The 11,458-nt window shown below is 40.6% G+C and carries 10 protein-coding genes; 6 read left to right on the top strand and 4 right to left on the bottom strand.

The genetic code is table 11. The annotated features are described in order from the left end of the window. Nucleotides 1–21: 21 nt before the first annotated feature. Nucleotides 22–759: a hypothetical protein gene (locus CYAN7822_RS20305; RefSeq protein ID WP_013324130.1), complete on the top strand. Its 738-nt coding sequence runs from the start codon at nucleotides 22–24 to the stop codon at nucleotides 757–759. Between the two features lie 89 nt (nucleotides 760–848). Here the strand turns inward: CYAN7822_RS20305 and CYAN7822_RS20300 are convergent, their stop codons facing one another. Then, nucleotides 849–1,436, bottom strand: a complete 588-nt coding sequence (locus tag CYAN7822_RS20300; RefSeq protein ID WP_013324129.1) for a pentapeptide repeat-containing protein — start codon at nucleotides 1,434–1,436, stop codon at nucleotides 849–851. Nucleotides 1,437–1,767: 331 nt separating this feature from the next. Beyond that, entirely contained in the window at nucleotides 1,768–2,346 is a 579-nt protein-coding gene (locus CYAN7822_RS20295) for a hypothetical protein (protein ID WP_013324128.1), read from the bottom strand. 159 nt (nucleotides 2,347–2,505) lie between these two features. Between CYAN7822_RS20295 and CYAN7822_RS20290 the strand changes: the two genes are divergently transcribed. The 3 genes from CYAN7822_RS20290 to CYAN7822_RS20280 all read left to right on the top strand — a co-directional run bounded on the left by CYAN7822_RS20290 (nucleotide 2,506) and on the right by CYAN7822_RS20280 (nucleotide 7,273). Then, on the top strand, nucleotides 2,506–4,875 hold the full coding sequence (locus tag CYAN7822_RS20290) for a bifunctional serine/threonine-protein kinase/ABC transporter substrate-binding protein (protein WP_013324127.1): 2,370 nt from the start codon (nucleotides 2,506–2,508) through the stop codon (nucleotides 4,873–4,875). Nucleotides 4,876–4,988: 113 nt separating this feature from the next. After that, on the top strand, nucleotides 4,989–6,041 hold the full coding sequence (gene mtnA / locus CYAN7822_RS20285) for an S-methyl-5-thioribose-1-phosphate isomerase (RefSeq protein WP_013324126.1): 1,053 nt from the start codon (nucleotides 4,989–4,991) through the stop codon (nucleotides 6,039–6,041). A gap of 2 nt (nucleotides 6,042–6,043) precedes the next feature. After that, nucleotides 6,044–7,273 (top strand): NAD(P)/FAD-dependent oxidoreductase, encoded by a 1,230-nt coding sequence (locus CYAN7822_RS20280; RefSeq protein WP_013324125.1) that lies wholly within the window; start codon nucleotides 6,044–6,046, stop codon nucleotides 7,271–7,273. 38 nt (nucleotides 7,274–7,311) lie between these two features. On the opposite strand, the gene bioD is transcribed toward CYAN7822_RS20280, so the two are convergent. Further along, on the bottom strand, nucleotides 7,312–7,998 hold the full coding sequence (gene bioD / locus CYAN7822_RS20275) for a dethiobiotin synthase (RefSeq protein WP_013324124.1): 687 nt from the start codon (nucleotides 7,996–7,998) through the stop codon (nucleotides 7,312–7,314). 291 nt (nucleotides 7,999–8,289) lie between these two features. Between bioD and CYAN7822_RS20270 the strand changes: the two genes are divergently transcribed. Next, a complete protein-coding gene (locus CYAN7822_RS20270; protein ID WP_013324123.1) occupies nucleotides 8,290–9,282 on the top strand; it encodes a ribose-phosphate pyrophosphokinase in 993 nt (330 codons plus the stop codon). An 88-nt stretch (nucleotides 9,283–9,370) separates the two neighbouring features. Here the strand turns inward: CYAN7822_RS20270 and lepB are convergent, their stop codons facing one another. Next, nucleotides 9,371–9,991, bottom strand: coding sequence for a signal peptidase I (gene lepB, locus CYAN7822_RS20265; protein WP_013324122.1), 621 nt, complete (start codon nucleotides 9,989–9,991; stop codon nucleotides 9,371–9,373). Nucleotides 9,992–10,127: 136 nt separating this feature from the next. Here lepB and CYAN7822_RS20260 point away from each other — a divergent pair, with 136 nt between their 5' ends. Next, nucleotides 10,128–11,447, top strand: a complete 1,320-nt coding sequence (locus CYAN7822_RS20260; protein ID WP_013324121.1) for a dihydroorotase — start codon at nucleotides 10,128–10,130, stop codon at nucleotides 11,445–11,447. The last annotated feature ends 11 nt before the right edge of the window (nucleotides 11,448–11,458 follow it).

Below are 11,458 nucleotides of genomic sequence, written 5' to 3'. Positions count from 1 at the left end.
ACAACATTACGAGAAAAAACTATGTTGAATCATTTAAAAGTTTGTGGTGGTGCGGCTTTAACTCTATTTTTATCTGCACTGGTTATCGCTCCAACTGAAGCTAAACCCGTTAGCGAAGTAAACATGGGTGTTTCTTACCCAATTGCTGAACTTGATAACGATCAGAGTATTCAGAGAGTTTATTATCCTGTCGGTATTGTGAGAACTATCGAAGGAAATACAGTAACTCTTCAACTGGCAAATGGTGAAACCAGAATTTATCAAGTATCACCAAACGATATGCAAACTTGGAAACTCTACACCGGTTCCTATGTGCTGGTGGATAATAATAACAACAAAATTTTAGATACAGTTTACAAAGGCGAAATTAAAAGTATTGTAGGGACTGTTGTCACTGTCAAGTTAGATAACGGAGATTTACAAAAATATGGCGTGGACAGAAGAGGTTTGGGTGCCATGAACTTGATTGAAGGACAAGACCTCTATGTGACTAAATCACAAATTCTCGCTTTAGCGCCTGAGCCTGATGTCAATCGTGAAGTCTACTTTATTAATAATATTCGTCCTGTAGATACCTATCAAGACACTCAAGTACAGCAAACCCAGACCCCTAACCCCATCGTAGAAAATAATCAATCTCAAAATACTGATATGAATCAACCCGGAATGTATCAGGATCAACAAAGAAATTCCTCTGATACCCAAACTTATCCCCAAGATACTCAATCTCAGGATCAGCCGGTCAGAGGAATGTGGTAATTTTTCTGCCTAAAATTTGGGAATTCTCATAATACTTGGTAGAGACGTTGCATAGAGCGTCTCTACTTTTAGTATGGGATTTGGTCTAATTACTGAATAGTTAATCCTAGGGGTAAGGTGGCTTTTTCTAAATCAGCCCCCCGCAGGTTAGCGCCTAATAGGTTAGCATCAATTAAATTGGTTTTTTCTAGGTCGGCTCCTTGTAAATCGGCCCCTTGCAAATTGACTGCTTGTAGGTTGGCTTTTTCTAAATCAGCCTCAAAAAGGTTAGCGCCTTGTAAGTTGGCTCCGGTTATGTTGGCTTTGCCTAAATCTGCGCCTTGTAGATTAGCCGCTTGTAGGTTAGCTTGCTCTAAAATTGAGCCTTCTAAAGATACGTCTTCCAAGTTTGCGCCTTCTAAGTTGGCGGCAGTTAGATTTAATCGATCTAGATTTGCTCCTCTGAGATTGCATCCGGGACATTCATTGGTTTGTAATAACCGTGTAATGTTTGCTGATACAGAATTGACGGGTGCTGTGATAGGTGCTGCTGGTAAGACAGTGGGAGATGTGGCGGGTTCAGGTAGAGATTGAGCGGTAGCACTGGACTGAAATAGCAGAGAAAACGCGGCTACAAAGGCGACAAATACTGCGGCTAGAAGCCAGTTAACGAGTTTTTTAGCATTGAGTTTGTTCATGAGTTTCTCCCGGTCATGATTGGTCGTTAATTTAATAGCAAAACCAGACAACACAAGGGCAAAGTTCTTTTTACTCGTTGCTGTTGAATAGTTTTAAGGTTCTAAAAATAAATTTAGCTTATTTTTTTATTGTTTATAATCATCTTTATCTATCAACTGGATAAAGTCAATCTATTGAACCAAGTCTATGTAACTGTTAAAGAGCCAAAAATAAGGATTGCAAAAATTAAATAATCTTGATTTTTTAGAGTTTTTTTAATAAAAAAATAATCCACCCCATCAGGAGTGGACAAATAATTTTTTTGATTAAATTTTACTTTTAAACTTGTAATTAATTATTTACTTCAGCCATTTCAATGACTCGTTCTTCTATATCTTTAACTAAAAAGTTAAGCGGCTTATTGCGGCGAATTTTATATTTTAAGCGCCGCGCCTGTACTCGCAGTAAAATTTCGTCTAAACACTGACGGTCAAAACACACATGACGCTGACGATTATTCGGACCGAAACTTGCCCCAGAAATAATATGTAATTGAGTATTCTTTTTTAACTGATACCACAACCCTTCGCTGCCGCGTAACTGGGGATTAGTTGCTGTGGTAGTGGACAAATACATCGGATCAACGCCACTGGTTCCTAAAACTTGTTCATAATTATAATAATAATGTAGAGGAACTTCTGCCACTGATAAATTCAGGAGTCCTTCATAAAATTGTTTAGCCACTTCTAGGTCAGAAACCATAATGGTATGAACTTTAGGGGCGCTGGTGAGAAACATCCACATGGCTAAGGCATAGGCAGCCAGCAGCATTACCATAATGCCCTGAGTCGAAAATATACTATCTACTGGCAAAAATGCGCCAAAATAATAAGAGATAATTAACTCACTATTCACTAAGGGGATCAACATCATCGCTTCCAGCGTTGCTTAAAAATTTTTCACCTGGGGGATTGCTATCTAATTAATGATAACACAAAGCCCTGTTGAAGCTTCGGTGATCCACTGATAGCATAAATGGGTGTTATCTAAGCTTATAGAATAGCCAGTTACCCAAACAGGGAAATTGTCATGCTCAAACCAGGGGATATCCTGAATGGTCGTTATCAAATTATCGCCAAAATTGGTCAAGGAGGATTTGGTCAAACCTATCAAGCTGTCTATGTAGAGGCATCCAACCCTCTTTCCTGTGTGGTTAAGGAAATTGTCCCGCCTCCCTCTCCCAATCCTCGCGTCTTAGGCGAAATCGAACAGCGATTTGCTCGAGAAGCAAAAAGCTTGGCTAAATTAGGAGAGCATCCTCAAATCCCCCAACTTTATGACTATTTTCAGCAACAAGGTAAGTTTTATTTAATTCAAGAATATATAGAAGGCCACGATCTTAGCGAAGAAATTGCCCCAGGTAAACCGAGTTGGACTGAAGCTAAAGTGATACAACTTTTAGAAGAGGTGTTACCTATTCTTCAATTCATCCATCAGCAAGATATTATTCATCGGGACCTCAAACCCTCTAATCTCAGACGATGTTCTCAAAATGGCAAAATTGTTTTAATCGATTTTGGGGCCGTCAAAGAACTCACCAGTGTGGTGCTAGAACCCGAAGAAACCTCCATGAACTTTACTCAGGCCATCGGAACTCCGGGCTATATGCCGGCTGAACAACAAAGTGGAAATCCTCAACTTAATAGTGATCTCTATGCTTTAGGCATGATCTGTATTCAAGCGTTGACTGGCTTTCATCCGAGAACTTTACCTTCAGATCCCAGCACGGGAAGTGTTATCTGGCACTATTCTACGGCGGACCGAAATTTAGTAGAAGTCAGTCCAGGTTTAGAGCAGTTGCTCAACAAGATGGTTCATTACCATTTCCGAGATCGTTTTGCCTCAGCCGCCGAAGTTTTAGAAGCTTTACATCGCGTCCCTCAGCGCCCGAGTTCAAAATTAAAAGTTTTAAAGCCTTTACCTGCTAAAAAAAGGCCTTCATTGCCGATAAAATGGTTTTTTTGGGGTTTTTCTTGTTTAACTCTGGCTTTGGGAATGACACAAATTCCTAAGTTACAAAAACAAGCTTGTTCGGTTGAGGTAGGAGATAACATCAGTTGTGGGGAAGAAATTCTTTCAAGAAATTTTTTAGCACCGGAAAAAGAAGAAGGGGTCAAAGCTTTTTCGCTAGGCAATTATAAAGAGGCTGTGACTTGGTTTGAGTTAGCCAGAAAAAAACTCCCTAGTGATCCTGAAACATTGATTTATCTTAATAATGCTCAATTGGCTGCACAACGCGCCCCATACTATACCATAGCCGTTGCTGTTCCTTTAGGAAATCCTTCTGACGGAGGAGATTCGGGACGAGAAATTCTGCGCGGTGTTGCCCAAATTCAAAGCCAAATCAATCAAACTAAAGCGATCAATGGCTCAGGTTTACAAGTTGTTCTAGCTGATGATGCTAATACTTCTTTTCGCGCTCAACAGGTAGCCGAAAAACTTGGGGCAAGAGCGGCTATTTTAGGAGTGGTTGGACATTATACCAGTGGCAATACTCGCGCGGCTCTGCCGATTTATGAAAAATATAATTTGGTGTTGATTTCTCCCACCAGTACAGCCCAAACTTTAGCTCAAGATAGTAAAGTTTTTTTTCGCACGGTTCCTCAAGATCAGGTAACGGCTCAAGCTTTAGCTCAATATCTTTATCAACAAGCTAAAACCCAAAAAGTTGCCATTTTTTATAATCGCAATAGTAACTACAGTAGCTCTTTGCGAGATCAGTTTTTACTCAGTTTTGATGAGTTAGGAGGGCTGGTGGTGAGACAATTTGATTTATCTGAACCTTTTTTTGATGCTGATGCCACTATTGATGAAGCGGCTAAACGGGGAGCCACCGGCTTAATATTATTTCCCGATGCTAAAGAAAATCCTTATACTTTTACCAATAGTTTAAAAGTGATTAGAACTAATCAAAATCGCTATCAAATAGCGGGAGGAGATAGTTTATATACTTCAGATATTCTCCAAGAAAAAAAAGCCTCAGAAAATCTTTTAATTGGCATTACTTGGCATGAATTAAGCAGTAATAATTTAGAGTTTGCTGAAACGGTGAAAAAGTTTTGGGGCGGCAATGTAAGCTGGCGGACAGCTATGGCGGCTGATGCGACTCAGGTTTTAAAAGTCGCTCTTTTACAGCAATCTTCTTTGAGTTGGCTAGAATCTTTACAGGCTATATTTGATGCTAATATTCGTCGGCAGAAGATGCTAGAAACCCTCAGAAAACCGGATTTTAAAACAGTGGGAGCAACCGGAGAAATTAGTTTTAAAACCAGTGGAGATCGCGCTCAAACGGTGGCCGAGTTGGTTAAGGTTGTTCCTTCTCGTTGTTCTCCTTATGGTTATTTATTTATTCCTGTGGAGTATAAAACGGCTCAAGAAGCGGGATTAAAATGTGATTGATATAAAAACAGACTTGATTAAATGTAAAAATTTAATTCGCCCAAAAGAGCCAAAATAAATTAGAGTAGACCATAGGATCATTAATTTTTAGTCTTATTAGACTTCACCTCATCATGAATGCTATCAAGAGCGAAATCTATCCCGTAATTTGGAAAAATGATCAAGTCTTACTCATCGATCAAACTCGCTTACCCAACGAATACAGCGTCGTAGAAATTAGCCGCTCGTTAGACATGGCACAAGCTATCAAAACGATGATTGTGCGAGGAGCGCCCGCCATCGGAGTAGCCGCCGCTTATGGAATGTATTTAGGCGCTCTGGAAATAGAAACCGATCAACGCAAAGATTTTTTACAAAAATTAGAAGAGGTTGCCCAACTCTTACAGCAAACTCGTCCCACCGCCGTTAATCTATTTTGGGCTATTTCGAGAATGTTAAAAACCGCTTATGAAAGTCTCGGAACAGTAGAAGAGATTAAAGCTATCTTACTGAAAACCGCTCAAGATATTCAACAAGAAGACTTAGAAACTTGTTACGCCATTGGGAAAAATGGTCTTTCGGTTTTACCGAGCGAACCTCATCAATTGAGAATTTTAACTCATTGTAATACCGGCGGTTTAGCGACTGCTGGATATGGTACAGCATTGGGGGTGATTCGTTCAGCTTGGCAGTCAGGACGACTCCTAAGAGTTTATGCCGATGAAACTCGTCCCCGTTTACAAGGAGCAAAATTAACCGCTTGGGAATGTGTACAGGATAATATTCCAGTTACCGTTATTTCTGATGGGATGGCGGCTCATTGTATGAAGCAGGGAATGGTGGATGCGGTTATTGTTGGGGCTGATCGCATTGCGGCTAATGGCGATACGGCTAATAAAATTGGGACTTATTCTTTGGCGGTTGTTTCTAAAATGCACTCTATTCCTTTTTTTGTAGCGGCTCCTTTGTCTACTATCGATTTTGAGTTGCCCAATGGGGAGCAAATTCCTATTGAAGAACGAGATCCAGTGGAAATTTATCAAGTGGGTAAAACCGTGATCTGTCCTGAAGGGGCTGATTTTTATAATCCGGCTTTTGATGTTACTCCAGCCGAGTTAATTACTGCTATTATTACTGAAAAAGGCGCTTTTAAACCTAGTGATTTGTCATTATTGATGAGCCGTTGAGAATGCAATATTTTGATGTAGTCATTGTGGGAGCCGGTCCGGCTGGCGGCCACTGCGCTAGATTATTGGCTAAGTTAGGCTATTCTGTTTTATTGGTAGAGCAACATGAAAGTTTTCAGCAAAATATTTTTTCTAGTGCGGCTACTCCTTTAGAAACTCTCGAATTGTTTAATTTACCTCCCTCGGTGGTGGCAAGTTTTTGGCACAAACTCGAAATTGTGACCACTAAAGTTCATCGCCACTGGGAGGCGAATAATACTTTAGGAGCGGTTTTTGATTTTGCTAAACTGAGAGCTTTTTTAGCGAAAGATGCTGAAATTAATGGGGCAAAAGTTTGGTTAGGGCATCGATATGTTAAGGCTCAACAGGAGTCAGAAAAACTTCTCATCTCTCTGAAGCCAAAAAGAGGAGAAGAAATTACGGTTAGCAGTCAAGTTTTGGTAGATGCGACGGGGTTTGCTCGGGCGGTGATGTATCCGGATAAACGTCAAAAACCTAAGTTTCTCAAAGGGACAGGTATTGAATATTTGATCGAAGTTGAGCAGGATATTTATCAAAAGTATGCTCACTCTCTTGTATTTTTTATGGGTTATCAATGGAGTCCTAAAGGCTATTCCTGGATTTTTCCCATGCAAGAAAATCAATTTAAAGTGGGTTCTGCCTGGATCGATGCACCGCATAAATTTATTGCCGAAGTTAAGCCGCTTAAGTTTTATATTGGTCAAATCATTAAAGATTATTTAAAAATTGAGGACTATAAATTATTAGATGTTCATGGTTCGATTCTTGAATATTCTATAGGTTTAAATGATATTTACTATCGCGAACCAAATATTATTGCGATTGGCGATGCTGTTTCTACGGTTAATTTTTTGGGAGGTGAAGGGATTAGACACGCCCTGAAAGGAACTGAAATAGCGGTGCCTTATATTGAAAATTATTTAAATAGTAAATGTTCAAATTTTCGCCAGTATCAAGAAGAAATAAAAAGCTATTTTGCTCCTAAATGGAATCTTTCTGAACAAATTAGCCGCCGAGTTTATCTCGAATATAGTGATCAGAAAATTGACCAAGGTGTGGCTTATCTTAAATATTTAAGTTTATCAGATCTGATGGATATTTTATTTTACTACAAATTTGAAAAGTTTACTCGAGGGTTGGGCGGCTATTTAAAATCTAAAATTGGTCAAATGCTCGGAAAGATTAAGAGTCTTTGGAGCAATAAATTATGAAGGTGCGTTACGCTCCGCTAACACACCCTACTCGACTGTTAAATTAATCCGGGTAAGAGTTTTTCTAAATCTAAATTTGAGGCGGCCCATGTTAATTTTTCTAGGTCATCTAAATTACTCAGATGAGGTAAAACGCCTAACACGGGTGTAGATGTTAAAGATTCTATTAAGGGTATCGGTGTCCAATCGGACAATTGTTCTGCTGAGGTGGGTTGAAAACAATTAAGAATAATTCCTTTTAGTCGGATTTTATGTTGGCGAGCTAGGGCCACATTAGCCACTGCTTGGGCGATGGCTCCTAATTTAACCGGGACAACTAAAACGGTATCGAGCCGCCAATCAGCGGCCACATCAGCTACAGTGAGTTCTTCGGTAACTGGCGATCCCAAGCCGCCTAATGCCTCTAGTAAAACAAAATCTTGTTGTTGCTGTAGGGAACAAAATTCTTGCCAAACTCGTCGGAGGTCTAGGATTTTGCCTTCTTTAGCGGCTGCTACTGGAGGAGCCACAGGGGTTTGAAAATAAAGAGGTACGCGAATTTCGAGGTTAGCCTGATGAGCAAACAACTGTTGATAGCGTTCGTAGTCGCCGATGCCTGCTTGTATGAGTTTGATCACTCCTAGGGACTTTTTGGGGCAATAAGTGCGCCAATAAGCGGTTAAAGAAGTAGTTAAAACGGTTTTTCCTACTTCAGTATCAGTTGCGGTTATCAAAAGAGCGTTCATGTAGGTTAAGGAAATTATTATATTTTTATTTTTATAACTACTGTATACTTTTGCCGTGCAATTGGGAATACTAGATTTATCTAGATTGCCATGTTCTGTCCTTTCATCTTTCGGGGATCATCTTAGAAAGTATGCCAAACGATGCAACAAAATGCAATCTTTTTTCAATATATTCTGCATAGAAATTAATCATCAATTTAGTTAAGATTAAAATTGCCAGAAAATCTGCTCTGTTGAGTTAAAAACCTGAGAAGATAAAACAAGCCATGAGTTGAGGGTAAAGAGTTTGCCGTGAGCTATTCTGCTACATTAACGCTTCCACCGATAGCCCAGTCCCTATCGGATAGTAACCGTCTTCGTTTATTTGCCGGTTCTGCGAATGTTCCCCTAGCCCAAGAAGTCGCCCGCTATTTGGGAATGGACGTAGGGCCGATGATTCGCAAGCAGTTTGCTGATGGAGAAATTTACATCCAGATTCAAGAGTCTATTCGAGGTTGTGATGTTTATCTAATTCAGCCCTGTTGTAATCCTGTGAATGCCCATCTGATGGAACTATTAATCATGATTGATGCTTGTCGTCGGGCATCAGCACGGCAAATTACAGCAGTCATTCCATATTATGGTTATGCTCGGGCTGATCGCAAAACCGCAGGAAGAGAATCCATTGCCGCTAAATTAGTGGCCAATCTAATCACTCAAGCGGGAGCTAATCGTGTTTTAGCAATGGATTTGCATTCGGCTCAAATTCAAGGTTATTTTGATATTCCTTTCGATCATGTTTATGGTTCGCCAGTGATTATTGATTATTTACTCAGTAAAGAACTACCAGATTTAGTGGTGGTTTCGCCTGATGTGGGAGGGGTCGCTAGGGCTAGAGCCTTTGCTAAAAAGCTTAATGATGCGCCTTTGGCGATTATTGATAAGCGGCGACAATCCCATAATGTGGCTGAAGTCATGAATTTAATTGGAGATGTCAAAGACAAAACAGCCGTTTTAGTTGATGACATGATTGATACAGCCGGAACCATTACTGAAGGGTCCAAACTGCTACGGGAAAAGGGAGCAAGACAAATTTATGCTTGTGCTACTCATGCGGTTTTTAGTGGCCCTGCTGTGGATCGTCTCTCAAGCGGTTGTATCGAAGAGGTGATCGTTACCAATACGATTCCTGTCTCAGAAAACAAGCACTTTGAGCAATTAACCGTGCTAACAGTGGCTAATGTTCTCGGTGAGGCCATTTGGCGAATTCACGAGGATAGTTCGGTGAGTAGTATGTTTAGATAATTAATTCCTACACCGAATTTGTGGTTTACGGTGTAGGATTTTGCCATTTTATTCTTATTTAGGGGTAATCAGATGGCGATTGCCCCTACTATTGATGGGGTTGAACGGGACTTGGCGCTGGGGTTGAGGCATTCTCGCTCTCAGCTATTTCACCGGCTCGATTTAGCGGCCAAAATCGGATGGCGGCGCGACCGATAATTTTGTCTTTAGGGACAAAACCCCAGTAATGAGAATCATAACTATTGTTCCGGTTATCTCCCAAGACTAAATATTGTCCTTGGGGTACGGTTACGGGTCCATAATCATAATCGGGTTTTTGGGCGATGTAGTCTTCTATCAAGGCTTCACCATTGACATACACTTTGCCTCCCTTGACTTCTACTGTATCTCCGGGTAAGCCAATCACTCGTTTAATAAAAGCATCTTTAAAATTTTGTTTGATTAGGGCTTCTGTGGGGTTAAAAACCACTACATCACCTCTTTGGGGTTCTCGGAAATGATAACTGATTTTTTCAATAATCAGGCGATCGTTAATTTGTAAGGTAGGCTCCATCGAGGAAGACGGGATGTAGCGTGCTTCGGCTACAAAGGTACGAATTCCCAAGGCGAGAATTCCTGCGTAGATCACGGTTTTGGTTAACTCTAACCAAATATTTTCCGGGCGAGAATTGGAGTGAGGCTGTGGTTTTTGCTTTATGCTACGGGTCATAGTAATTTAGATGAGGACAAAGTAACAAAGGTGTATCAAAGGCTCAGAACAGGTGCAATCTTAAAAATATTTTGCTTTCAGTTTAACGATTCCTAAGTTGATGTAATCATTAAAGTATTCTGCAATTGTTAAGCAAATGTCTACTGAACCCTTGTTAATCCGCCAAGCCCGAATTCTCCTACCTAGCGGTGAGTTTTTCAAAGGAGATGTTCTAGTTCGTAATGGCAAAATAGTCGAAGTCGCCTCAGAAATAATCAATGGAGATTCCCTTACTATCATAGACGCTACTGGATTGACTTTGTTGCCTGGGGTCATTGATCCACAAGTTCATTTTCGTGAACCGGGTTTAGAACATAAAGAAGACTTGTTTACCGCTAGTTGCGCTTGTGCTAAGGGGGGAGTAACTTCCTTTTTGGAAATGCCTAATACTATTCCTCTTACCACGACTCAATCGGCTTTAGATGATAAGCTACAACGGGCACAAAATAAGTCTTTAGTTAATTATGGCTTTTTTATGGGCGCAACGCCAGAGAATTTACCTGACTTAATTGAGGCTAAACCGACCTGTGGCATTAAAATTTTTATGGGATCGGCTCATGGTGCTTTATTAGTCAGCAAAGAAGAAGATTTAGACCCGATTTTTGCGCGTGGGAGTCGTTTAATTGCTGTTCATGCAGAAGATCAAGCCAGAATTTTAGAACGACGGCGACAGTTCGCAGGAATTACTGATCCGGCTATTCATTCTCAGATTCAAGATGAACAGGCGGCTCTTAATGCTACTCAATTAGCTTTAAAACTTTCGAAGAAATATCAACGCCGTCTTCATATTTTACACCTGTCTACAGGGATTGAAGCGGACTTATTACGAGAAGATAAGCCGAGTTGGGTAACAGCAGAAGTCACGCCTCAACATCTTTTATTAAATACAGAAGCTTACGCTTCTCTAGGTACTTTGGCTCAAATGAATCCTCCTCTACGTTCTCCAGAAAATAATCAGGTACTCTGGCAAGCTTTACTCGATGGCGTGATCGACTTTATTGCAACGGACCATGCTCCTCATACTTTAGAAGAGAAAGCTAAGGGCTATCCTCACACGCCTTCGGGAATGCCGGGAGTAGAAACTTCTCTGCCGTTGATGTTAACCCAAGCGGTGGCCGGCCAATGTACAGTTGCTCAAGTGTCCACTTGGATGTCTACGGCTGTGGCGAGAGCTTATAAAATACCTAACAAAGGATTAATCGCCCCTGGATATGATGCGGATTTAGTTTTAGTGGACCTTGATACTTATTGTCCGGTGATCAGGGAAGACTTAAAAACTAAGTGCGGCTGGAGTCCTTTTGAGGGATGGAATTTAACCGGGTGGCCAGTAATCACCCTCGTAGGCGGACAAATTGTCTATGAAAGAGGCAAATTATACCCACAAGTAAGAGGGAAAGCATTAACATTTGACGAATAAAGCGATCCTTT

The sequence above is a fragment of the Gloeothece verrucosa PCC 7822 genome (assembly GCF_000147335.1).
Lineage (GTDB): Bacteria > Cyanobacteriota > Cyanobacteriia > Cyanobacteriales > Microcystaceae > Gloeothece > Gloeothece verrucosa.
This window is presented reverse-complemented; position numbering and strand designations above follow the sequence as displayed.